This window comes from Okeania sp. SIO2C9, assembly GCF_010672455.1.
In the GTDB taxonomy this organism is placed as follows: domain Bacteria; phylum Cyanobacteriota; class Cyanobacteriia; order Cyanobacteriales; family Microcoleaceae; genus Okeania.
Map to the genome: position 1 here is coordinate 1 of NZ_JAAHGO010000084.1, position 23825 is coordinate 23825.

19 protein-coding genes and 1 pseudogene are annotated in these 23825 nt (G+C 36.6%); 16 read left to right on the plus strand and 4 right to left on the minus strand.

Annotation, left to right across the window (positions count from 1 at the left end; all coding sequences use genetic code 11):
* Positions 1–624 precede the first annotated feature (624 nt).
* Positions 625–1374: a hypothetical protein gene (locus F6K23_RS34045; RefSeq protein ID WP_293164611.1), complete on the plus strand. Its 750-nt coding sequence runs from the start codon at positions 625–627 to the stop codon at positions 1372–1374.
* 397 nt (positions 1375–1771) lie between these two features.
* Here the strand turns inward: F6K23_RS34045 and F6K23_RS34050 are convergent, their stop codons facing one another.
* The 3 genes and pseudogenes from F6K23_RS34050 to F6K23_RS34060 all read right to left on the minus strand — a co-directional run bounded on the left by F6K23_RS34050 (position 1772) and on the right by F6K23_RS34060 (position 5337).
* Positions 1772–2851 (minus strand): CHAT domain-containing protein, encoded by a 1080-nt coding sequence (locus tag F6K23_RS34050; protein ID WP_293164613.1) that lies wholly within the window; start codon positions 2849–2851, stop codon positions 1772–1774.
* Between the two features lie 84 nt (positions 2852–2935).
* A pseudogene (locus tag F6K23_RS34055) lies at positions 2936–3907 on the minus strand (RNA-guided endonuclease InsQ/TnpB family protein); the annotation flags it as partial.
* Positions 3908–4452: 545 nt separating this feature from the next.
* The gene (locus tag F6K23_RS34060; RefSeq protein WP_293164615.1) at positions 4453–5337 is read right to left on the minus strand and encodes a hypothetical protein; all 885 of its coding nucleotides are present in this window, start codon (positions 5335–5337) and stop codon (positions 4453–4455) included.
* A 212-nt stretch (positions 5338–5549) separates the two neighbouring features.
* Here F6K23_RS34060 and F6K23_RS34065 point away from each other — a divergent pair, with 212 nt between their 5' ends.
* The gene (locus tag F6K23_RS34065; RefSeq protein WP_293164617.1) at positions 5550–6179 is read left to right on the plus strand and encodes a PD-(D/E)XK nuclease family protein; all 630 of its coding nucleotides are present in this window, start codon (positions 5550–5552) and stop codon (positions 6177–6179) included.
* Between the two features lie 310 nt (positions 6180–6489).
* Here the strand turns inward: F6K23_RS34065 and F6K23_RS34070 are convergent, their stop codons facing one another.
* Positions 6490–7248, minus strand: coding sequence for a DUF561 domain-containing protein (locus F6K23_RS34070; RefSeq protein WP_293164619.1), 759 nt, complete (start codon positions 7246–7248; stop codon positions 6490–6492).
* Between the two features lie 695 nt (positions 7249–7943).
* On the opposite strand from F6K23_RS34070, the gene F6K23_RS34075 reads away from it, so the two are divergent.
* The 14 genes from F6K23_RS34075 (at position 7944) to F6K23_RS34140 (ending at position 23430) form a co-directional block, all read left to right on the plus strand.
* The gene (locus tag F6K23_RS34075) at positions 7944–9287 is read left to right on the plus strand and encodes a cytosine deaminase (protein WP_293164621.1); all 1344 of its coding nucleotides are present in this window, start codon (positions 7944–7946) and stop codon (positions 9285–9287) included.
* An 892-nt stretch (positions 9288–10179) separates the two neighbouring features.
* Positions 10180–11376, plus strand: coding sequence for a phosphotransferase family protein (locus F6K23_RS34080; RefSeq protein WP_293164623.1), 1197 nt, complete (start codon positions 10180–10182; stop codon positions 11374–11376).
* A gap of 309 nt (positions 11377–11685) precedes the next feature.
* On the plus strand, positions 11686–12819 hold the full coding sequence (locus F6K23_RS34085) for a T3SS effector HopA1 family protein (protein WP_293164625.1): 1134 nt from the start codon (positions 11686–11688) through the stop codon (positions 12817–12819).
* 72 nt (positions 12820–12891) lie between these two features.
* Positions 12892–14121: an RNA-guided endonuclease TnpB family protein gene (locus F6K23_RS34090; RefSeq protein WP_293164627.1), complete on the plus strand. Its 1230-nt coding sequence runs from the start codon at positions 12892–12894 to the stop codon at positions 14119–14121.
* A 2182-nt stretch (positions 14122–16303) separates the two neighbouring features.
* Positions 16304–16654, plus strand: a complete 351-nt coding sequence (locus F6K23_RS34095; RefSeq protein ID WP_293164629.1) for a Nif11-like leader peptide family natural product precursor — start codon at positions 16304–16306, stop codon at positions 16652–16654.
* 214 nt (positions 16655–16868) lie between these two features.
* The gene (locus F6K23_RS34100; protein ID WP_293164631.1) at positions 16869–17198 is read left to right on the plus strand and encodes a Nif11-like leader peptide family natural product precursor; all 330 of its coding nucleotides are present in this window, start codon (positions 16869–16871) and stop codon (positions 17196–17198) included.
* Positions 17199–17442: 244 nt separating this feature from the next.
* Entirely contained in the window at positions 17443–18705 is a 1263-nt protein-coding gene (locus F6K23_RS34105) for a nif11-class peptide radical SAM maturase 3 (RefSeq protein ID WP_293164632.1), read from the plus strand.
* A 224-nt stretch (positions 18706–18929) separates the two neighbouring features.
* On the plus strand, positions 18930–19130 hold the full coding sequence (locus F6K23_RS34110) for a hypothetical protein (RefSeq protein WP_293164633.1): 201 nt from the start codon (positions 18930–18932) through the stop codon (positions 19128–19130).
* A gap of 430 nt (positions 19131–19560) precedes the next feature.
* Positions 19561–19776, plus strand: coding sequence for a hypothetical protein (locus F6K23_RS34115; RefSeq protein ID WP_293164635.1), 216 nt, complete (start codon positions 19561–19563; stop codon positions 19774–19776).
* Positions 19777–20177: 401 nt separating this feature from the next.
* The gene (locus F6K23_RS34120; protein ID WP_293164637.1) at positions 20178–20369 is read left to right on the plus strand and encodes a hypothetical protein; all 192 of its coding nucleotides are present in this window, start codon (positions 20178–20180) and stop codon (positions 20367–20369) included.
* Between the two features lie 472 nt (positions 20370–20841).
* Positions 20842–21288, plus strand: coding sequence for a nitrogen fixation protein (locus tag F6K23_RS34125; RefSeq protein ID WP_293164639.1), 447 nt, complete (start codon positions 20842–20844; stop codon positions 21286–21288).
* Between the two features lie 518 nt (positions 21289–21806).
* Positions 21807–21980, plus strand: coding sequence for a hypothetical protein (locus tag F6K23_RS34130; RefSeq protein WP_293164641.1), 174 nt, complete (start codon positions 21807–21809; stop codon positions 21978–21980).
* Positions 21981–22667: 687 nt separating this feature from the next.
* Positions 22668–22883, plus strand: a complete 216-nt coding sequence (locus tag F6K23_RS34135) for a hypothetical protein (RefSeq protein ID WP_293164643.1) — start codon at positions 22668–22670, stop codon at positions 22881–22883.
* 373 nt (positions 22884–23256) lie between these two features.
* The gene (locus tag F6K23_RS34140) at positions 23257–23430 is read left to right on the plus strand and encodes a hypothetical protein (RefSeq protein ID WP_293164645.1); all 174 of its coding nucleotides are present in this window, start codon (positions 23257–23259) and stop codon (positions 23428–23430) included.
* Positions 23431–23825 lie beyond the last annotated feature (395 nt).

Below are 23825 nucleotides of genomic sequence, written 5' to 3' on the forward strand. Positions count from 1 at the left end.
ACCGCATTTTGAGGGCAGGTAATATTCCGTCTCTGGCAAGTATTATTCGCGATCGCTCTTCTGTTAGTTCCTTTGGTTGGTCTTGGCAATTATAATCATTGCCTACCCCATCATATTGAGTGGATACAGAACTATATACATTTGACATCCTCTCCCGTTAAATCGAAGATTATAACGGGAGATTCCTAAACCTCACGATTTAGGTTTACTGCTTTAATGGCACTTATCTAGACTGTTGCCAGTCCCCGACAGTACGCCTACACAGTCAATTTGCTCTACGATCTGCCCGACCGAAGTGACACCTTTAATGGTATCATTTACCTATTATATCATACTTCTATCTCAATGGAGTGCTTATTTTTGTTTGGTCGCGATTCATCTCCCGGTAAATCGAAGATTATGCCGGGAGTCCTCTCGCTCCATTTTTGATAGTTGAATAGAATAGCAGTTCAATTTAGTAATTAGAGAAAATTGCTATTAGAGTAATTGAACTAGGAAATAAAATTATAGTAGAAGAAATTTAAAATTATCAATCAATATCTATAAAGTGGCTCTATATTATAGAATGAGTAAAATACCAAACAAATCTATTGTTTGAATTACCAGTGCTGTAGGAGAGCAGAAATGAGTCTGAATATTCAAGGTATAGTTAGTTCTGTTAAAGAAGAGCTAGCTCCTCAGTTCGAGGAAAAATTACGCAGTTATTTAGTACAACAAGACCGAGAATGGTTAATCGAGCAAATTATACGTTTAACTTTAGATTCTTTATATATAAAGAAGAAAGATATTAAAGCTATTCAAGAACAAAAAGCTCAAGAGAGGCTTTCAAGAATAGAACGTCTAAAAGATATGGCACTGGATAGAGAAAAATTAGATAATTTCCTCAAAAAGCATGAAAAAAGAGACCGCAATTACCTAATAGAAGCTGGATATTTAATTAATAATCCTCCAGAAAAAGGAACTGAATTAATAACAGAAAAATATCGGAGTAACCAGGGTAATGAATTACTTATTCTAGCTAAGGATGTGCTTTTTGCACTACTATTTGGGGATGAAAGTAATCATGTTAAGTTTACTAGAATTGAACAGGAATTATTAACATTAACTGTACCCAGATTCAAATCTGAATCATTAAATTTTATGAAGGCAACAACAGAAATTAGTGGTTTGGGAACCTGGCAAGACCCGGATAGTGTATCTAATGATTCACGGGCAGATAATATTATTTTGCAGGTCGAGTATGGAGAGGTAGAAGGAGAATTAATAGGCGATGGTATTGTAACTTCTTTAAGCTTAATTAATAATCTAGAAATTAATGAGCAAATTCTCTATGCAAGGATGATAAATGTTGAACAAAGTACCTTAATTACTTAAGTTTGTTAGGACTTAGGTGATATTGTCCTTTTCGTCAAAATCAAATTTCTATTTTGAACTTGTTTTTGCTACAGTCCCCATAAGTATTACAGCGCTTTCCGTTATTATGGGGTACATCCCGAAGCGGGCAAGATGCCCGCACTACAAGATTTTCACTATTTATCCTGTACCTCATTTGCCCGAAATATGCTGTAAAAGTTAACAAGGCTAGATATAGCAATTTAATTTCATAGCAAGGAAAGAGTCGGTGTTTGACAGAAATTGATGATGAACCTGAGACGCCAGAAAAGCTTTTACCACTTTTCCCAGCTCCGGTGTTCCCTGTTCCCTGCTATAACTGAAAGCCTTTGAAATTATGACTCCTGACTCCTGACTCCTGACTCCTAATTACTCCTAACTACTGTAACCCTTGAGAAACAAATCCTGCCCAATAATAGGGATGTTTAAAATCTTCCCTTTTTCTAAGTTCAAACTGAGCTTTTCGTAATGCTTCCGGGCGAGTTTCTCCCTGGTTGCGGAACTGATAATATAACTGGCAAAACTCAGCAGTGGATCTGTCTTCCACTGACCATAATGTACTAACTACACTCAGGGCGCCTGCACTGAGGAAACCTGCTGCAATAGTTAGAATGTCGTCGTTAAGTTTGTTGATAAAGGTGAGGTTAGTTTCGCAACAGGAGAGGAAGACATCGGTTAATTCTGGTAAACGCCAGGTAAACACATCTCCAAGGGTGACTTCCCCATCAAATAATTTTAGTTTTGATTCTAGGGGGTTTTTGAGGTCGGCGCTAGCGTGATGACTGGAATGGAGAATTTGTACTTGTTTTGCGAGTTGACGGTAGTTGTTGACTGTTGCGTGTTGATATTTGAGGTGCAGGTTATTCGGCACTTGGAAGATTTTGGCGAGGTTTTGGCATTCGTACTCGCTACCTTTGAGGTCGCCTGTAGCATTTTCGACTATTCCCATTTTTGGGGAGTCGGTGCTTTTATTGCGGTTATCGCAATAGCTGAGTATTTGGCAACTGGGTACGACTCGCAAACGGAATTTGTCACTTAGATAGGTTTTGGATATAGTTGTGGTTTGGGTTTGAGTGGGGCGCGGATTAAATTTCATGCCTTTGGTATTATCCATAGGTACGTTGTCTGGGATAGTCACAGTTTCTGTTGTGATGGGTAAAGCAGCAAATGGAATTTGATGCAGGAATATATGAGGCACAATAATTAATTCTTTGATGTCTGTGAGATGTTGAGCAATGAGTCGATCTAGTTGTAAGCGTTGGGCGAGTTGTTGGAGAAATTCTCCCATGTTGTTACGCCATTCTGCTTTATTCTCAATGTAGAGTTTTAGCCAGTTTTGACCTACCCAATTTTGGAAAATCTCAATACCTTCTCCCCTACAGGTATAAAGTTGAATATCCTGCTGACGCACTATAAATATATAGGTATCATTTTTAGTGGTTTGACATACTCCCGACATCAAATCACAGATTATGATGCGGGATTCTCATCTTTATTGATGATTCTACGCTCACAGAGACGACTTAGATTGGCAATATTGCTATTACCCTCGCCAGAGGTCAGACTCTCCCGTAGCTTTTGGGTTTCCCCCAGATTCCGAGTGCCCCTCGGTACTGTTGACTATTGCTCCTAACATCTCTAAACCTTTAGCTAAAATGTTTCTTGCTGCATTGTGGTCTCGATCGGCAATATAACCACAATGCGGACATTTGTGGGTTCTAACTGATAATGACTTCTTAACCGTTTGACCACAATTTGAACAGTTTTGAGATGTGAAATGCGGAGGTACTGCTACACAAACAATTCCATGCAACTTAGCATAATATTCTAGCCATTGTGTGAACTGATACCAGCTTGCATCAGATATGGACTTAGCTAAATGATGATTCTTAACTAGGTTAGCAATCTTCAAATCTTCGTAGACTACCAAGTCGTGAGATTGGATTAACGCCCGTGCAGTCTTTATTGCATGGTCTTTACGTTGTCTACTGATTTTGAGGTGCTGCCTGGCTAATTGCTTTCTTGCTTTGTGGTAGTTATTTGACTGAGGTTTCTTGCCTTTTTCATGGCGACGCGATACTCTCTTTTGTAGTTTTTTTAGTCGTTTTTCTGAATTTCTCAAATATTTAGGATTTTCTACGGCTTTACCATTACTATCCGTATAGAAAGCGTTTAAACCTAAATCTATTCCTACTACATTGCTTTGAAAATTATGAGTTTCTTTTCTCTCAACATTTACTAAAAATTGACAATAATAGCCATCAGCTCGTCTAACAACTCTTACACGACTTATTTGCTGTTCTGAATACCAGACTAGATCGCGACTTGTCCATAACTCAAACACACCAGCTTTAAAACCATCTTTAAACTCAATTGTCTTTCTGTCTGGAGATAGCTTATAACCTGTTGATTTGTACTCTACTGAGCGGGTAAATTTCTTGAATTTTGGATACCCCTTTTTACCAGGCAAATTCAATCTACAATTTTTATAAAATCGTTGTATTGATTGCCATGCTCTATCGGCTGATGCTTGTCTTGCTTGAGAATTTAACTTTTTAGCCCAAGGAAAATTGGCATATGAATGCTAGTTGTGAACAAAGCTTTTGTAAGTCGTTGCGTTTGACATCTTTATTATCCATCCAATAGCGCAAACAACTGTTTCTGATGAATTGACCTGTGAGAATCATTTCATCTAAAACTTTGTACTGATTTTGACTGCCTTTTAATTTGGCCTCAATTACTAGCACTCGCGCTTTGTTAATTCCTTGACTACATTAATTATTATAACTAAATTTACCTAAAATGTATACTGGATAAACTATTAATATTTGTGTATAATTATGACATCTCCATCTGCCACTGAGTAACAACCTCGTAGGGTGCGTTAGCGCACTTAGTAACGCACCATTCATCAAGATAACGCTCGCTCCAGAGATGAGGTGCGTTACATTTCATTAACGCACCCTACAAATGTAATTTAGAACAGTAATGACTATGGCGAATACCATTCGCCCCTACAGATGATGGTTGAAAAGTCAATTTGCATAAATCCTAAACATACTATCCTACTACTTCAACTTGCCGATAAAATACCTGCCAACTATTTTCCTTTGCTAAAGCTTCCCACAACTGAATAATCTCATTAGACTGCCAACTTGGAAAAGGGTCGCGATCGCTCGGTTTTAACCAGTCAATATCTAAAGGTTTCTCTAACAAAATTGCCAAATATTCTTCTTTTCCTGGAGCATCAAAATAAATTTTATCCTCATTTGCCAAAGCCTGATTTTGTTGCAGCCAAATAGGAGTTTCAACAATTTTATATTCAGGAGCAAAAGCCAAGGAAGGGCAAACTAAATATCTTGTATCTAATCCCCGATTTAATAATACGAAATAAGCCTCTCTGGGCAAATCAACTTTCATATCGTATCTTTGATTAACCTGCAATTTTTCTTTCAATTTTTCTTTATCAAAAGCCATTGCTCTATCTGTACCTGTCCGAACAAAATTTAACCAATTAGGAGATATCTTTGCCTGATTTTGCAAATTTTCCCAAATCCAATCCATCTGCCACTGACGAAACTTATAATTCCACAACCATTTAAAAACAATTTGCCAAATATTACCCTTACCTCTCTCTGTATTTTGTAAATCATTCAATTCTTTTTCACTGATATTTCCTGATATCTCTTCAGAATATTTATCGAGTATCAGATTAATAACAAACCTCAATATTCTTTGGATATTCTTACCCTTAAATCCTGCTGATTCCATTAATTTATTAATATCTTTTTCAGCCGTATCTTTTTGATTTGGCAATTCATAGTTATCTCGACTAAACCGCAACCTAAATAAAACCTCACTATCAGTTTTCTGACCATTCTCTTTTTCAAATAATTCACCCGCAATCTCACTGATGAATTGTTTTTCTAATTCTGTAATAGTCATATTTTCTCCTTATCAAAAACCTAACACTCAAATTATAACTATTTTTATATAACTTAAAAGTCATAATTAGAAAATTTTCATTTGCTGTCATTTGAGTGTATTTGCTGTTATTTAAAGTTATTTAATGGCTAAAATTTGTCATATAAAATTATTTACAATCCCAGAATATTAGAGATAAAGTAAAAATAGTAAATTCAAAATATTCCAACAATATGAAACATTTACCTAAACTAAGAACAAAACAATTTATCTGGGTGACATGGCTAGCAAAAGTATTAGCAGAAGAGAAAAAATGTATATACTCAATCCAACAATTAACTAATTATCAATTTCCCAAACAACCCAATAATTATGATTCCTCCGAACATGATGAAAAAGTAATTCAAAGAGCAATAACTCTGGAAGAACAAGAATTTACTGTCTACGTCGAACACCAAAATTCATTCAAAGTTAATGGTAAAACTTATGATGTTTGTGTTTCTGGTAGACCCGATATTGTTGCGGTAAAAGATGATTGGGTAATAGTTGAAGATATCAAAACAGGTAAACGTAGAAATTCTCATAAAATGCAAGTATTATCGTATATGTTGCTATTACCTTTAGCATCAGAAACTCAAGATATTTGTCACAAACAAATACCCCACGGACGATTAATATATCCAGATGGTATAGTCGATATTCCTGCTTGGCAAGTTGACGATAAATTTAGAAAATGTCTGAAAGAAGCGATCGCCACTATTACCAGTTCAAAACCTCTCAAACCAAAACCTAGTTCCTGGGAATGTCGTTATTGCTCACTTTCCCACAAATACTGTCAGGCAAAAATGGCAATATTTTCTTAATTTTACTAGGTTTGAAGTTGACATATCTGTATCATATAGGGTTTTCATTATCTTGTAGGGGCGAATGGCATTCCCCCTCTACCAATAGCGTGTTACCTATGAATTTGCAGGCATTGCTGAATTGAAGCATGAATACACGTTAGTTAAGCCCCCTAAATCCCCAAAATTGGGGGACTTTCAGAGTTTTATTCCCCCCAAAATTGGGGGGCTAGGGGGGCAAAATCATCACCAGAATTAGCAACACCAATTTGCCTAAATCCTGATTTTTTCATCTAGTTCATTAACCTGAAAACAATGCAAGTAAACCAAATTAAACAGACATTGCATCTACTTTGACATGACGAACACTTGCTAAAGCTTCCACCAAACTACGAACTGCTGCTATCATCGCCACTTCATCATTGAGACGGTTAATAGCAGAACCCACACCAACTCCGGCCGCACCTGCAGCAACAGCTAGTGGAGCAGTTACATTAGAAATGCCAGAAGCACACAATACAGGTACAGATACAGCACGAGAAATTTCATAAGCTGCTGCTAGAGTAGGGGCAGCTTTTTCAATTAACCCTAATGTTCCGGGATGAACAGGTTTAGCACTGACACCACCCTCAGTTTGAATAATATCAGCACCAGCTTTTACTAACTCAGTAGCTAGTTGTACTTGTCGGTCTAGTTCTAAAATATGGGGAACAGTTACAGAAAGAGTAATATTAGGTAACAAGTCGCGAGTTTGTTGAGTTAACTGCAATACTTCCTCCGCTTCAAAGCGTATACCTTTGGCGTAGAAAGGATCGTAGTTACCAATTTCAATTAAATCAGCTCCTGCTTCTACTGCTGGTAAAAATCTAGTGGGTTCGATGGCAGAAACACAGATGGGCAAGTTAGTTAAACTGCGTGCTACTTGTACTAAATTAGGATCGGCAGCAATATCAACGTAGGTTGCACCCCCAAGGGTGGCAGCTTTGACAGTTGCTGCTACTCTGTTTGTATCAAAATTAGTCAAACCACTAATAATTTTTAGAGCTTGGCCATTTTTCAATGCAGCTTGTAATCTAGATTCAGTTATCATTTTAGATTAATCCTTTTGCCGATATTGTTCTCAACATTCATTTTGCCACGGAGACAGCAGTTATCGCTTAAGTTAAAAGTCAAAAGTCTGAAAAAGTCAAAAGTCAAAAGTCAAAAGTCAAAAGTTTTAAAAAGTCAAAAGTTTTAAGTACAGGACTTACGCAAATTGACTTTTAAGCCACCATCTGTAGGCAGGGCTAATTCTTTGTCGTCAGAGAATATTCATAAGAAATACAAAAAATTATGCAAATATACAAATCTCTCCATCTCCCCACCTCCCCATCTCCCCATCCCCCATCTCCCCATTTCCCCATTCCCCCATCTCCCCATAAATTTTTCTCTAGTGACAATAAATAGACCCTGCCATCTGTAGGGGCGAATGGTATTGGCTAACGCCAAGCTCCGCTAACGCCCTCGCTATATAGCAATGAGCGCTCAGGTATTTACAACTTCCAGCTCAAAGTGCAGTATTAACAGGACTTACGCATAACCACCAAATATAGTAGGGGTTAACGGCCGTTAACCCCTACAAATGGTGTATAATTATATGTTTTGCATAAATCCTGAATATTAAATTAATTTGGCACAGATATAGCACTACAAGAATTGGGCGCGGACATTTTTCAATCCTAAAACCCTTTTACAGTTTGCTATTCCCTGTTCCCTATATCCCTAGCGCTATATTATTTAAATATTATGAATAATCAACAATTTTCTGTAATTTATGATAGTTCTCACTATTGGCTAAAAAATGCTCACATACCTGTATGTCTTCTAGAAACTAATTTTGATATACCTAGTCAAACTAGGGAGGGTTTATCGCTGGTAGATATCGAAATTAGTAAAGGACATATTATACAAGTTATCTACTCCTCAACACATTTGCCCTCTCTGGAAACTGAGAATATTCCTACAGTAGACCTCAAAGGTGGCCAGGTTTGGCCGTGTTTTGTGGATATGCACACCCATCTAGATAAAGGTCATATCTGGATGCGATCGCCTAATTCAGACGGTAGTTTTGATGGTGCTTTGGATGCGGAAGCTAAGGATGCTAAAGAATATTGGAATGCTGAAGATATTTATCGTCGGATGGAATTTGGTCTCAAGTGCAGTTATGCTCATGGTACAAAAGCTATTCGGACTCATCTTGCTCATCTTGAATGTTTTGCAGAACAGGGGAATATTAGTTTGGATGTATTTCAAACATTACAAAAAGAGTGGGAAGGTAGATTAATATTACAACCTGTTTCCTTGGTTAGTGCAGATTATTATCTTACTGAAGCTGGAGAAAAATTAGCTGATAAAATTGCTGATATTGGTGGGATATTAGGAGCATTTCCATTGATGAATTCAGACTTGGATAATCAATTGGAGAGATTATTTAGTCTGGCGAAAGAAAGACAATTAGATTTAGACTTACATACTGATGAAAATGGAGACCCTAATTCTAGGGTTTTATATAAAGTTGCTGAGAAGGCAATTATTCATCAATTTTCTGGCAAAATTATCTGCGGACATTGTTGTAGTTTGGCGGTACAAACTCCGGAACAAGTAACAGCAACTCTCAAATTAGTTAAGGAAGCTGGTATTAGTATTGTTAGTCTGCCAATGTGTAATCTTTATCTCCAAAATCGCCAAGATAATCATACTCCGAAATGGCGGGGAGTTACTTTATTACATGAGTTAAAAAAACAGGGAATTTCTGTTGCTGTGGCGAGTGATAATTGTCGCGACCCATTTTTTGGATTTGGCGACCATGATGTTTTGGAAGTGTTTAATATGTCGGTGAGGATTGCTCATTTAGATATGCCTTATGGGGATTGGCCTTGTGCTGTGACTAAGACTCCTGCCGATTTAATTGGTTTGCCTAATATTGGCAGAATTGGAGTTGGATTACCTGCGGATTTAATTTTGTTTAAAGGTAGGAGTTTTAGCGAACTTTTATCACGACCTCAACATGACAGAGTAGTTTTGAGAAATGGTCAGGTTATTGATAGAACTTTACCTGATTATTGTGAATTAGATAGTTTGTTTGAATAGAAGGAAAATTTACCGGAAAATAAAGGTATAAAGCCTCTCCATTCATGGGGAAAAAAGAAAAAAATCTTTTTCGCCAATCCTATTCTTTATAAGAAGAGGTAATTATTAATTATTCATTATTAATTATTAATTATTAATTATTGAACGGAGCAATAGGAGGAAAATTTACGGGAGCAAGATGCTCCCACTGCTAAACAATTGAATTTTGACAGATGTAGGTTGGGTTGACGTAGGAAACCCAACACAAATAGTCCTATAGCAATATGATTTGAGTTGTGAGATATTGAAAACTTTTAGGGAACAGGGAAAAGGGAACAGGGAACAGAAAAAAAGAAAAAAACATATCATATGAATATAATAATTGCTACATTCTATTCAAGGAGAGGTAATTCTAAATTATAAATTCTAAATTATAAATTCTTGAACTGATTATTGTGAATTAGATAGTTTGTTTTCTGGATAGTAACTTGTCAATTATTTTCAACATCAGCAATAGCTAAAAAAAAGACATAATTGTGTTAGTTATGTCAGAATATGGGCGGTCGCTCAAAAAGACATAATTTTAGCAGTTATGTCATTTTTTTATCTCAAAATACTAGCGAATTTATAAAAAATAGGAATTTCGTCAGTCCTGACTATATTCACCTTGAAAACGTCATATGTAGGGGCGTTAACAATAGTTCTGCGAAGCAAATGGCATTGGCTAACGCCAAGCTCCGCTTTACTTTATATGTTGCGGAGCAAAACGCCCTCACTCGATTTTAAAGACATAATTGTGTTAGTTATATCTGTTTTATTTGATTAAAATGCTTGTCAGCTCAGTAAAATTTTGACAGTATTAAGTAGGTAGATACTGACTGATAATTTATAACTTAATGAAAGGCTAGTTTAAATGAAATTTATTTTAAACTCTCGAAATGTCTACGATTATTTAGTAGAAAATGGTTTATGTGATTCGCTACAGGAAGCAAAACAATATCCCTCCCAGACACCTCAGAGTAATATTGAACGAATTAGTGCTAAAAATTTTAATTTATTGGTGACTTTGCCAGATGGTCGAAAGCTTCTGGTTAAACAAGAACAATATAATTCTCAAGGAAAAACAGCAGGTGAGTTGTTTGGGGAATGGCGAATCCAAAAATTTTTACAGACATTTCCCGAACTCAATCATTGGCGTGTCTTTCTGCCAGAATTGCTACTTCACGACCCTGAAAAGTCTATTGTGGTCTCAACTTACCTGGATAATTATCGAGATTTAAGCGATTTCTATTCCAAGGATAACAACTTCCCCACAAAAGTTGCTGCTCAAATCGGTAGTTATTTGGCGACCATTCATAGAGATACTTGGAATAGAGAAAATTATCGAGAGTTCTTTGCTAGTGAAGTTGTTCTTACCAAACCTGAAGTTTCCCCACTTTTGGTGCAAAGTCTCGAAAGGATAGGGCCAGAAATTTTTGGTATCGCTCCTGTAGATGGGTTGAGATTTTTTGCCCTTTATCAACGATATGACAGTTTGGGGCAAGCGATCGCTCAACTTCGCGAGACTGTATCTCCTACTTGTCTGACTCACAATGACCTGAAACTAAATAATATTCTTGTTGCTCAAGAGTGGGAAAATTCTAGTGGAAATATTGTGCGGTTGATTGACTGGGAGAGGTCTAGTTGGGGAGACCCTGCTTTTGATTTGGGAATGACGATGGGTAGCTATCTGCAAATTTGGTTAGGTAGCTTGGTTATTAGTAACTCTCTGACTATAGAAGAATCTCTAAAATTTGCCACCACACCCCTGGAATTACTTCAACCCTCTATTGCTGCTTTAGCTCTAGCTTATTTTGACACTTTCCCAGAAATTGTGGAATATCGTCCTGATTTTTTGAGGCGAGTAGTACAGTTTGCTGGTTGGGGTTTGATGACAGGAATCTTGTCAATGGTTCAATATCAAAAGACTTTTAATAATACAGGTATTGCCATGCTTCAGGTTGCCAAAGCATTATTATGTCGCCCAGACTCATCAATGTCTACAATTTTTGGTGCTGCTATTGAAGAAGGAGTCACAAGTCAGGAGTCAGGAGTCAGTAGGCTCAGTTAGACGGCTTAAACTCAGAGTATGAAAAGGATTCAGCAATACGTCGTAACGCACCATTGCATAAGTATCAGAGTCAGTAGAGTGTGTGAGACAGCTTAAATTTAGAGTATGAAAAGGATTCAGCAATCCGTCGTAACGCACCATTGCATAAGTATCAGTCTACTACAATCATACTTCTTCCTTCCTTCCTTCCTTCCTTCCTTCTTTCCTTCCTTCCTTCCTTCTTTCCTTCCTTCCTTCCTTCCTTCTTTCCTTCTTCCTTCTTCCTTCTTCCTTCTTCCTTCTTCCTTAAAAAAACGAGGTTTAAAATTTATGCAATTACTTGAGTTTCCATCCCATTACTTCGCCACTGAAATAACTGGGCGATTAAAAGAAGTTTTATCAGACATTGTTGAGAAAGTAGAAATTTCCTCTGATTTTTGTATTCGTCATCCTGAGTACAAACCTTTAGATTTGCCTGCTGAGGTAGTTGCCCGTTTTCAAGCTTTGCCAAAACAAATGCGGGATAAATATCTGAGTCTACAATTGCGTAGTTTTCTCTATGGTATCTACTACAATGGTTCGATGCAAACTTTCTTAGCATTGGATAGTGAGGAAAATAGTCGCCCATTAGATTTGGAGAATAATACTTTTCTTGGGGTAGAGATGGAGTTTTATCTTCAGTTAGAAGAAAGTAATAAGGGAGAGGGGTATTTTGATTCTGGTTGGTTGGTGTTGAGAGAGGAAACCGATGGTACTTTAGCTGTTACTAAGAATGGTTTGCGACTGCATATTCAACGAGAAAAGCATCTTCAAGAAACTCAGAAAGCTGCTGTTGTGGGGGATTCGGTAGCGATTCTGATGCCTAAGAATTTGGTGCAAAATGGTTTCTATATGGCAGTTGGTAATCTGGGTACTCAGAGTAAGGTAGAGTCGGAAAGTCAATCTGGAACAGTGAGAGTTTATTTTAATGTTACTCCTGAAGGTGCAGTAGCAGTCATGGGTAGCTTGACAGAGAAATTAAATGAGGTTGCTGTTCCTTTCAGTTTTAAAGTATTGTATAATCCTGCTGATTATGAACGCTACGATTCTGGTGTGCTTTATTTTGAGAAGAGTAATTATGAGTTGGTGAGGCAAGTTTTGTCGGATGTTTATGGAGAGAATAAATCTTACTTTCAATCAGAAATACCTTTATTTACAATGGAGTTGGCACCTGGTTTGGGATTAGCTGAAGAACCAGACAGGAAATTTGCTACTCAGGAAAGTTTTGGCATGAATAGGTGTCAAATTATAGCAAACGGATTATTGAAAGCTTGGCAACAGGGAGATAATTCCACCGAGGGAAAAATGAAGGCGATTTTGGAGCAATTTTCTTTATTAGGGATTGATTTACAGCGTCCTTATTTGAATGCTAATTCTGAAGATATTTATCAAAGTGTTGGCATTTATACCCGCGCTCTCCCGTAGGGGAGCGTCGTATGAGAATGCCAACCCATGCTATGATAATACTACGAACGTGTTAGTAATAGGTCGAAAACATTGAAAGCAAGATATAAATATCGTATCTATCCTAGTCAGATCCAAATTAAGAAGTTGAATCAACTATTTGGATGCTGTCGATATGTTTGGAATCAATCATTAGCATATTGTAATCAATTGTATATTTCTGGAGAAAAGAAGCCTTCATATACTGATTTAACTAAGCAATTCATAACACAAACTAAAAAAGAATTAGCTTGGCTAAAAGAGGTCGCTTCTACCCCACTACAACAATCATTGAAAGACTTAGACCAAGCATATAAGAATTTCTTTAATAGTTGTACTGGTAAACGCAAAGGAATTAAAGTCAAACCTCCTAAGTTTAAAAGCAGAAAGTCTAGACAGACTGCTAGATTTGTAGGAGCTAATTACAAGGTTGGTCAAGATAAACTATATCTCCCAAAAGTAGGTAAGATTAAAATAGTTTGGTCGAGGCCATTAGCTAGTCAGCCTACTTCTGTAACTATTATCAAAGATTCAGCTAATAGATATTTTGCTAGCTTTGTAGTAGAAACTTTACCAGAACCATTACCTAACACTGAAAATTCGATTGGTATTGATTTAGGTATTAGTACATTTGCTACGTTGAGTAATGGTCAAAAAATCTTTGCTCCCAAGCCACTCAAGAAAAGTCTTAAAAAGTTAGCAAAGTTTCAGCGTAAGTTTGCTCGAACTGAAGTAGGTAGTAAACGTCATGAAAAAGCTAGACTAAAAGTAGCTAAACTTCATGCAAAAATCAAAGACATTCGTGCATATTTTCTACATAAATTATCTACCAATTTAGTCACAAACTACGATTGTATTGTGTTAGAAGACCTTAATGTTTCTGGCATGGTTCGTAATCATAAATCAGCTTTAGCAATTAGTGATTTAGGATGGAGACAATTTAGGACTTTAACTGAGGCTAAGTGCGAGAAATATGGTAGGGAGTTTAGAGTAATTAATCGTTGGGAACCTACAAGTCAAAAGTGTTCTAATTGTGGTTTTCGAGGTGGCAAGAAAGAGTTAAATGTTAGGGAATGGACTTGTTTGAGTTGTGGCGCACACCATGACCGCGATATAAATGCTGCTGTCAATATTTTAGAAGTTGTTCAACCGAAAACCAAGGTGAAAACAGCTAAAGAAACAGTAGCAGAAAATCCTGTACAGCTATCACTTTTTGCGCTCAGTCGCCGGAGGGCATTCGGAGACACTAAACAAGACGAGGAGAAAACGTCAGACTGGTCGTAAAAAACCAGCAGATTTCAGTGAGTCGTCTACCCGCTCTGAATCTTTCAAGCTGCGATTTGTCTGTTTGATTGATGGATGGGAATCCCCCGCTGTCTCGCAGAGCAGCCTCGGGAGGATGTCAAAGGATATTATAGTCTCGTAGGTTGGGTTAAGCGCAAGCGCAACCCAACATTAACGAAGTCAGAAGTCAGAAGTCAGAAGTTATTTTTGTAACGGGGATTTAAGCAACTCTCCAAAAACATTTCGCCTGAAAAGGCGGGGTTTTAGACCCATATTATTTTGATAACTCGTCAATATTAACCTTGTTGGTATTTGTAGTGGAAGGCGATCGCCTTTCTTTGACTGTATTTCCAATAAATATTACTATTGGACAATAGATGAATCAAACATCAACAAGCGTGAAAATCAGCCCTCGCGTTAAGGTTGGAGTTTGTTGGTATTTGTGGTGGAAGGCGATCGCCTTTCTTTGACTGTATTTCCAATAAATATGACTATTGGACAATAGATGAATCAAACATCAACAAGCGTGAAAATCAGCCCTCGCGTTAAGGTTGGAGTTTGTTGGTATTTGTGGTGGAAGGCGATCGCCTTTCTTTGACTGTATTTCCAATAAATATGACTATTGGACAATAGATGAATCAAACATCAACAAGCGTGAAAATCAGCCCTCGCGTTAAGGTTGGAGTTTGTTGGTATTTGTGGTGGAAGGCGATCGCCTTTCTTTGACTGTATTTCCAATAAATATGACTATTGGACAATAGATGAATCAAACATCAACAAGCGTGAAAATCAGCCCTCGCGTTAAGGTTGGAGTTTATTGGTATTTGTGGTGGAAGGCGATCGCCTTTCTTTGACTGTATTTCCAATAAATATGACTATTGGACAATAGATGAATCAAACATCAACAAGCGTGAAAATGAGCGATCGCTACTTTCTGAGAATTTCTCGAAAATCTCATAACTTAATGGTTGGAGTTTATTGGTCTTTGTAGTGGAAGGCGATCGCCTTTTTTGACTGTATTTCCAATAAATATGACTATTGGACAATAGATGAATCAAACATCAACAAGCGTGAAAATGAGCGATCGCTACTTTCTGAGAATTTCTCGAAAATCTCATAACTTAATGGTTGGAGTTTATTGGTCTTTGTAGTGGAAGGCGATCGCCTTTTTTGACTGTATTTCCAATAAATATGACTATTGGACAATAGATGAATCAAACATCAACAAGCGTGAAAATGAGCGATCGCTACTTTCTGAGAATTTCTCGAAAATCTCATAACTTAATGGTTGGAGTTTATTGGTATTTGTAGTGGAAGGCGATCGCTTTATTTAACTGTATTTCCAATTCTTACTATTGGACAATAGATAAATCAAACATTAATAAGCGTGAAAATGACTGGTATGTGTTGGGTTTATCCTATGGATAAGCTGGCGCTAACGGTTTCTCAACCCAACCTACACTATTTTCAATAATAATTTTTCAGTTCAGCTCTATTAGATTATGGGGCTATTTTTTTGTGGCCTTTATTGTGGCTCGATACCATCAGAAAATCAAAAAAGACATAATTGTGTGAGTTATTTCTTCAACAATTATCTGTTGAGATTGAATTTAACTGACTTTTAGCTAAATTTTACTAAATAGAAAGTATTATTTCTCTAAAAAATGAGACATAATTGTGTTAGTTAGATGCAGTTTCAAGTTGTTCAACCCCTTGCAGTGAGCGAAAAATTTAGGGAATAATATTCTTGGATGGGGCTTTTAACTGTGTAAGCATTTCCTCCGGAATGCTGCGCAAACAGCCGTCAGCTATCAGCTATCAGCTATGAGTTCTTAGCTCATTATCAGCTCAAAAGAGGAATTAGTATCCAAGGAGAATTAAAACTTATAAAAAAAAGGTCTTCAGCTAACCTTAGTAATTTCTTGAATATGTTCAAAAACTGAATCTTTACTTAACTATTGCCTATAATCTGGTATTATGGCTGACTAGAAACATTCTCAATTCTCTATTCCAATAATCCTGATAATAAGCTGAAATTTCCCAGTTATATTGACTTACATAAGCTTTTGGTAGCAACGGTTAAACCTAAAAACTGATAGTCCCTCAGAAGTAATGATACAGGTAGCAAAACCTGCTTTTACACACAACAGATAAATAATTTCGAGAAATTTAGGAGTTAATTATGTCCTTAGAAAATGTTCAAGCTTTCTATGAAAGAATAGCTGACGATAAAGAGTTTCTAGCTGAACTTCAAGCTACTGAAACTCAAGAAGAAGGAAAAAAAATCCTGGAAGAAGCTGGCTATGACTTCACTACTGAGGAATTAGAAGAATATACTTCCCAAGTTCTAGAGTCAAGTGATGTGGAAGACAGCATACTGGAAGATTTGAATGAAGAACAAATGGCAGCAGTTTTTGGTGGGTTATCAAGATTTGGTCCGATACAAGCTCTCTATGGTGTGATCTGGTGGCCTCCCAAACCTTGGCCTCCCATTCAGCCAATGTATGGCATTGTTGTAGATACAGATCTATAGATACAGAACTTCTTACATAAGTTCTAATTTGAAACTTTGGGGGCTAAAGTGCCTAGATGCGGTCGGCTTAACCGTCAATGCCTGTGGACGGAGTGCTGCCGACAGTTCCGGTGGTTTGCGTAGCATTCCGTAGGAAAGCAGGAAGTAAACATTAAAATGTAGCGCTTGTGACGTTTTATATCGGTTTTATGAAGCAGATATTTAGGAGTTAATTATGTCCTTAGAAAATGTTCAAGCTTTCTATGAAAGAATAGCTGATGATAAAGAGTTTCTAGCTGAACTTCAAGCTACTGAAACTCAGGAAGAAGGAAAAAAAATCCTGGAAGAAGCTGGCTATGACTTCACAAGTGAAGAGCTAGAAGAATATACTTCCCAGGTACTAGAGTCTGGTAATACTGAAGACAGTGTACTGGAAGACCTGAACGAAGAACAGATGACAGCAGTTTTTGGTGGGTTACAAATTGTTCCTATGCCACTGTATGGCATTCCCTGGTGGCCTCCAATTTACCCAACGTATGGGGTAGTCTTAGATACAACATTATAACATTAGACATCTTACGTTTTGAAATCAAGGGGGGGCAAAGTCAAATTTTTTTAGCCCCCCTTCCCGAAAAATTGGCGTTGCACAGTGACGAATGATTTGACATTTTTGATAAACATAATTTTGGATTTGAGAATTGCCAGAATGATTAATATTAGGTTTTTTATAGTCAAATTATCAACTCATTTTTGGCAATATCATTCCATAATGTGCAACCCCGAAAAATTTAATCTGAGGATATTAAAAAATGACTTATCGCATCAGTTACGCTGTTTGGGAAATCACGTTAAAGTGTAATTTAGCTTGCCAACATTGCGGTTCCCGTGCCGGACATACCAGAACAAAAGAACTTTCTACTGAAGAAGCTTTAGATATGGTTAAACAGTTGGCAGAAGTGGGTATTACGGAAGTAACTCTAATTGGTGGAGAAGCTTTTTTACGCCCAGATTGGTTAGAAATTGCTAAGGCTATTACAGATGCGGGAATGATGTGTGGCATGACAACTGGGGGATTTGGCATTACTCTAGACACCGCCCGTCGGATGAAGGAAGCAGGTATTAGGGTTGTTTCTGTTTCTGTAGATGGTTTAGAAGCGACTCACGATCGCCTCCGAGGTAAAAAAGGTTCCTGGCAATGGGCATTTAAAACTATAGGTAATCTTAGAGAGGCAGGTATTGCCGTTGGTTGCAATACTCAAATTAATCGTCTTTCTGCTCCAGAGTTTCCCCAAATTTATGAGCGTATTCGTGATGCTGGTGCATTCGCCTGGCAAATTCAGTTAACTGTACCCATGGGGAATGCAGCAGATAATAATGAGATTTTGATGCAGCCTTATGAATTATTAGATTTGTATCCTATGATTGCCCGTGTCACTAAACGAGCGTACAAAGAAGGGGTGCAGGTTCAAGCAGGTAATAATATTGGTTATTACGGTCCCTATGAAAGGTTATTGCGGGGGCGGGGAAAAGATAATCCCTGGGCAATTTGGCAAGGGTGTAATGCCGGATTATCAACTCTAGGTATTGAAGCTGATGGTGCAATTAAAGGTTGTCCGTCATTGCCAACTTCTGCTTATACTGGCGGTAATATCCGAGATTATTCACTGCGGACAATTATTGAAGAGACAGAGGAGTTGCGGTTTAATTTGGGAGCAGATACTCCCCAAGGAACAGAGCATTTATGGGGTTTCTGCAAAGGTTGTGAATTTGCTCAACTCTGTCGTGGTGGTTGTAGTTGGACAGCTCATGTTTTCTTTGACAAACGGGGTAATAATCCTTATTGTCATCATCGGGCGTTAACTCAGGCCAAACAGGGAGTTCGGGAGCGGGTTGAGCTTAAGTATCGGGCTGAGGGAAATCCTTTTGATAATGGGGAGTTTGCTCTAATTGAGGAACCTATTAACGCACCTTGGCCGGAAAATGATCCGTTACATTTTACAAGCGATCGTATTCAATGGCCTGAAGGTTGGCAGGAGGAAAATAAGTCAACCCCTGAGTTAGTTGCTGTGTAAGCATTCAGCTATTAGCATTTCTTACGGAATGCTCCGCAAACAGCAATCAGCTTATGGGCAATTTAATTAATGAACTTTAATTCTCCTTGGTGGATAATTTTCTTCTAGTATGATAATGAGTTTATAACACATAGCTGATGGCTGACTGCTGAATGCTTACGTTGTTGTTAGTAAATAAGAAGACAAAATTTGCACATTTAAGAAGTTAATTCAAGAAAATAATTATGTCTACCGTTAATTCTTCAGAAAATATTCCTTCAAATCAAAAACTTAATACTCAAGATGTATCTATTTTAGATACTTCAGAGCCTTTGTTGCCTCGTTCTGCTTGGAATACTCAGGTAGCTTTTTTGAGAGCTATGTTTAGAGCGAAGAAGGCTTTGGATAAAATTGATAGAGAGTCTAATACCAATTCCCAAAAGTAATGCTATACTTGGCATAAACTTCAGTTATTAAGTAATTAATACAGGTTTAATAACTTATTTCCTAATTCTTAGCCAGTTAATGCTAATTATTCTGAATTTTCAACTTTTCAGTTCAGCTCCATTAGATTATGGGGCTGTTTTTTTGTGGCTTTTATTGTGGTTCGATGCTATCAGAAAATCAAAAAAGACACAATTGTGTTAGTTATTTATTCAATAATTATCTGTTGAGCTTGAATTCACTGACTTTTAGCTAAATTTTACTAAATAGAAAGTATTATTTCTCTAAAAAATGAGACATAATTGTGTTAGTTATATGCAGTTTTAAGTTGTTCCAACTATTGCAGCTATAGGAAAATTTAGGCAATAATTTCAATGGAAACAGACAAAAGCAAGTCTGATTTCCAATCAACAATTAATGGAGAAAGTTAAAATGGCTAACATCCAGATTAAAGAATTAAATTCTGAACTAATGACTGAAGCTATTGCCAATGCTCAAGCACGTCGCAATAACTTTATTTCGGAACTCTCTGAAGAACAAACAGCAGAAGTTTTAGGTGGAAAATTTCCTCCTATTTTTCATTTTCTAGGATATTTTCCTATGGGAGAAGATGTTTATTTTGACCTCTGTTTTCCTAATAAATACTGAAAAAGAATGTAGAGAGGTTTCATGGAACCTCCCTACAACAGTTTAAGAAAAGGTTTATGTAATTGCTGGAAATATTTAATAGGAATACACTTCAGATAATAGCCAACAATTGTAATCAAATTGCAATGTGGTTAGATACCATCAGAAAATCAAAAAAGACATAATTGTGTTAGTTATTTCTTCAATAATTATCTGTTGAGGTTGAATTCACTGACTTTTAGCTAAATTTTACTAAATAGAAAGTATTATTTCTCTAAAAAATGAGACATAATTGTGTTAGTTATATGCAGTTTGAAGTTGTTCCAACTATTGCAGCTATAGGAAAATTTAGGCAATAATTTCAATGGAAACAGACAAAAGCAAGTCTGATTTCCAATCAACAATTAATGGAGAAAGTTAAAATGGCTAACATCCAGATTAAAGAATTAAATTCTGAACTAATGACTGAAGCTATTGCCAATGCTCAAGCACGTCGCGATAACTTTATCTCGGAACTTTCTGAAGAACAAGCAGCAGAAGTTTTAGGTGGTATTGATATTATTGATATTCTTCATATTCCATTTCTAGGAATAATCTTCGATTTCCATTTCTAGGAATAATCTTCGATTCTAATAGACTTGTCGCTTTATAACTATAAAAAACTGGTAAACCCTTATCATGTAAGGATTTTAGCCATTTTTACATGAGAACGTCTGGAATTACTACTGTGTCTTAATTTGAGCGATTTTTTCTATCTATTTAGCGACAACTCTAATAAATCAGGACTTACGCAAATTGACCTTTAAACACCATCTGTAGGGGCAAATGGCATTTGCGCTCCGCAAGGCTCCGAATTGCGTCCTCACTGGATTTAGTGCCCGTGCGTAAGTTCTGTAAATTAGATACTGAAAAAGAATGTAGAGAGGTTCCATGAAACCTCCCTACAACAGTTTTAGAAAAGGTTTATGTAATTTCTGGAGATATTTCATAGGAATACACTTCAGATAATAGCCAACAATTATAATCAAATTGTAATCAAGTAGTAAAAAAGTATTTGTTTAATATTGTTTCCTAGAGGAACTTTCAATGGAAAATGTTACTAACAACAAGACAACCCTTTGCCCTAGTGCGCGGCCAGAAATGCAAGATAGTCAAGTCTTTGGGATTATTAGTGGAACTGTAGACGAACCTCGTCTAGCTTATCTCAAACAACCACTACCTGTTACCGAGGAAGTAATGGCTTTATCTGGTCCCGTGACACCAACAGAAGTGTTCAGAACTACAGCTCCCTGCGCAGAGAAAAAGTGTCAACATTTTGATGGAGCAAATTGTCGGTTGGCAATGCAAATTGTAGAAAATTTGCCCACTGTAGTTGAGCAATTACCACCCTGTTCCATACGTACCAACTGTCGATGGTGGAAACAAGAAGGTAAAGCAGCTTGTATGCGTTGCCCCCAAGTTATTTCAAGTAACTATACTTCCTCAGAAGTAATTAAACAGGTAGCAAAACCTTTTGTTAGAAGTGATCGATAATTAATAATTGTCAGAAAATCACGAGTGAATCACGTTCTTAGTTCAGTCAAAAGACTGTCTCTGTAGGTTGGGTTAAGCGACAGCGTTAGCGTAGCTTCCCAAAGGGAAACCCAACAGATATAGGTTGTTGGGTTTCCTTCCTCAACCCAACCTACACTATTTTTAATAATAATTTTTCAGTTCGGCTCCATTAGATTATGGGGCTGTTTTTTTGTGGCTTTTATTGTAGTTCAATACCATCAGAAAATCAAAAAAGACATAATTGTGTTAGTTATTTCTTCAATAATTATCTGTTTAGATTGAATTAAGTGACTTTTAGCTAATTTTTACTCAATATAGACGATTATTCCTCTAAAATTTGAGACATAATTGTATTAGTTAGATGCAGTTTTGAGTTGTTCAAACCCTTGCATTCATAGTAAAGTGTAGGCAATAATATAAATGGAAAGAGACAAAACAAAGTCTAATTCCAAATAAACAAAATTGATCTACTAATTTTTTTAAGGAGTAACCGAAAAATGGCTAATATTAACATTTCTGATTTACGTCCTGCTGGTGCTGACTTGTTCTTAGATTCTGAAAGCTACCTCAATGATTTGACTGAGGGAGAAATGACAAATACATTAGGGGGTATTCTGCCTTTGGTGTATATTGGAATTGGTGTATATGTAGGTTATACTATTTGGGGTTAAGAGGGGATGTTGGTGGTTGAGGTGTTAGGGACATTCTTACATCCCAGTATAAGTTCACAACCATGTCAACAATTCTTTCCTACCTTTTCTGACAGTCAACGACAGTTGATTTGCTGTGACTAATTTACTAACTAACCTTGCTAGTACCACAATACTTTTTCGGGGTATTTTCTGTGCCTTATGTTTACTACAAGACAAAAGGCAGGAGTATTAGAAGGTTTTGGTTGCAGCTCATCATTAGTCTCTGTAGGTTGGTTTAAGTTTTTTTCAAAACCCAACAAAAACTTATATCTTTTGTTTTTTTTCGTACAACTTAAACTATAAACTATTTGAATAATAATTTTTCAGTTCAGTTCCATTAGATTATGGGGCTGTTTTTTTGTGACTTTTATTGTGGTTTGATACCATCATAAAATCAAAAAAGACATAATTGTGTTAGTTATGTCTTCAATAATTATCTGTTAATATCAAATTAACTGACTTTTAACTAATTTTCACTCAATATGGATAATTATTAATCTAAAATTGGAGACATAATTATGTTACTTAGATATAGTTTCAAGTTATTCAAACCCTTGCAATCATAAGAAAATTTAGGCAATAATATAAATGGAAAGAGAGAAAAAAAAGTCTAATTCCAAATCAACAAAATTGATCTACTAGTTTTACTTAAGGAGTAACTGAAAAATGGCTAATATTTCAATCTCTGACTTACGTCCTGCTGGTGCCGATCTCTTCTTGGATTCTGAAAGCTATTTAGAGGATATCTATGATGATGCACTACAAAATAATATTTCAGGAGGCATTTCAACCAGCCCTTGGTGTGTTGCTGCTGGTATAGCTTTGGCAGTAGATGCAACTATGATAATTGGAGCTGCTGTTTATACGACTACACGAGATTGATGACAATCTAACTACAAATCGGTTAGTCACGCCAGTAAGTTCGGTTAAGCGATAGTGAACCCAATAAAAAGCCGTATCTGTGAAAATGGCGATCGCCTAAATCTGTTAGGTGATAAACTATTCGAATAATAATTTTTCAGTTCAGCTCCATTCGCTAATGGGGCTATTTTTTGGGTACTTTTATTGTGATTAGATAACATTAGAAAATCAAAAAAGACATAATTGTGTTAGTTAGATGCAACTTGAAGTTGCTCAAAGCCTTACATTGATAGGAAAGTTTAGGCAATAATATAAATGGAAAGAGACAAAAGCAAGTCTAATTCAATCATCAACAAAATTGATCTACTAATTTTACTTAAGGAGCAACTGAAAAATGGCTAATATTAACATCTCTGATTTACATCCTGCTGGTGCTGACTTATTCTTAGATTCTGAAAGCTACCTCAATGATTTGACTGAGCAAGAAATGACAAATACATTAGGGGGTATTCTGCCTTTGGTGTATATTGGAATTGGTGTATATGTAGGTTATACTATTTGGGGTTAAGAGGGGATGTTGGTGGTTGAGGTGTTAGGGACATTCTTACATCCCAGTATAAGTTCACAACCATGTCAACAATTCTTTCCTACCTTTTCTGACAGTCAACGACAGTTGATTTGCTGTGACTAATTTACTAACTAACCTTGCTAGTACCACAATACTTTTTCGGGGTATTTTCTGTGCCTTATGTTTACTACAAGACAAAAGGCAGGAGTATTAGAAGGTTTTGGTTGCAGCTCATCATTAGTCTCTGTAGGTTGGTTTAAGTTTTTTTCAAAACCCAACAAAAACTTATATCTTTTGTTTTTTTTCGTACAACTTAAACTATAAACTATTTGAATAATAATTTTTCAGTTCAGTTCCATTAGATTATGGGGCTGTTTTTTTGTGACTTTTATTGT

Bases quoted from the DNA above. Each gene is read 5' to 3' on its own strand.
- F6K23_RS34130 (WP_293164641.1), top strand. From the start codon at position 21,807: ATGGCTAATATTAACATTTCTGATTTACGTCCTGCTGGTGCTGACTTG.
- F6K23_RS34135 (WP_293164643.1), top strand. From the start codon at position 22,668: ATGGCTAATATTTCAATCTCTGACTTACGTCCTGCTGGTGCCGATCTC.
- F6K23_RS34080 (WP_293164623.1), top strand. From the start codon at position 10,180: ATGAAATTTATTTTAAACTCTCGAAATGTCTACGATTATTTAGTAGAA.
- F6K23_RS34065 (WP_293164617.1), top strand. From the start codon at position 5,550: ATGAAACATTTACCTAAACTAAGAACAAAACAATTTATCTGGGTGACA.
- F6K23_RS34050 (WP_293164613.1), bottom strand. From the start codon at position 2,851: ATGTCGGGAGTATGTCAAACCACTAAAAATGATACCTATATATTTATA.
- F6K23_RS34070 (WP_293164619.1), bottom strand. From the start codon at position 7,248: ATGATAACTGAATCTAGATTACAAGCTGCATTGAAAAATGGCCAAGCT.
- F6K23_RS34110 (WP_293164633.1), top strand. From the start codon at position 18,930: ATGTCTACCGTTAATTCTTCAGAAAATATTCCTTCAAATCAAAAACTT.
- F6K23_RS34120 (WP_293164637.1), top strand. From the start codon at position 20,178: ATGGCTAACATCCAGATTAAAGAATTAAATTCTGAACTAATGACTGAA.
- F6K23_RS34100 (WP_293164631.1), top strand. From the start codon at position 16,869: ATGTCCTTAGAAAATGTTCAAGCTTTCTATGAAAGAATAGCTGATGAT.
- F6K23_RS34060 (WP_293164615.1), bottom strand. From the start codon at position 5,337: ATGACTATTACAGAATTAGAAAAACAATTCATCAGTGAGATTGCGGGT.
- F6K23_RS34085 (WP_293164625.1), top strand. From the start codon at position 11,686: ATGCAATTACTTGAGTTTCCATCCCATTACTTCGCCACTGAAATAACT.
- F6K23_RS34045 (WP_293164611.1), top strand. From the start codon at position 625: ATGAGTCTGAATATTCAAGGTATAGTTAGTTCTGTTAAAGAAGAGCTA.
- F6K23_RS34075 (WP_293164621.1), top strand. From the start codon at position 7,944: ATGAATAATCAACAATTTTCTGTAATTTATGATAGTTCTCACTATTGG.
- F6K23_RS34140 (WP_293164645.1), top strand. From the start codon at position 23,257: ATGGCTAATATTAACATCTCTGATTTACATCCTGCTGGTGCTGACTTA.
- F6K23_RS34095 (WP_293164629.1), top strand. From the start codon at position 16,304: ATGTCCTTAGAAAATGTTCAAGCTTTCTATGAAAGAATAGCTGACGAT.
- F6K23_RS34105 (WP_293164632.1), top strand. From the start codon at position 17,443: ATGACTTATCGCATCAGTTACGCTGTTTGGGAAATCACGTTAAAGTGT.
- F6K23_RS34115 (WP_293164635.1), top strand. From the start codon at position 19,561: ATGGCTAACATCCAGATTAAAGAATTAAATTCTGAACTAATGACTGAA.
- F6K23_RS34125 (WP_293164639.1), top strand. From the start codon at position 20,842: ATGGAAAATGTTACTAACAACAAGACAACCCTTTGCCCTAGTGCGCGG.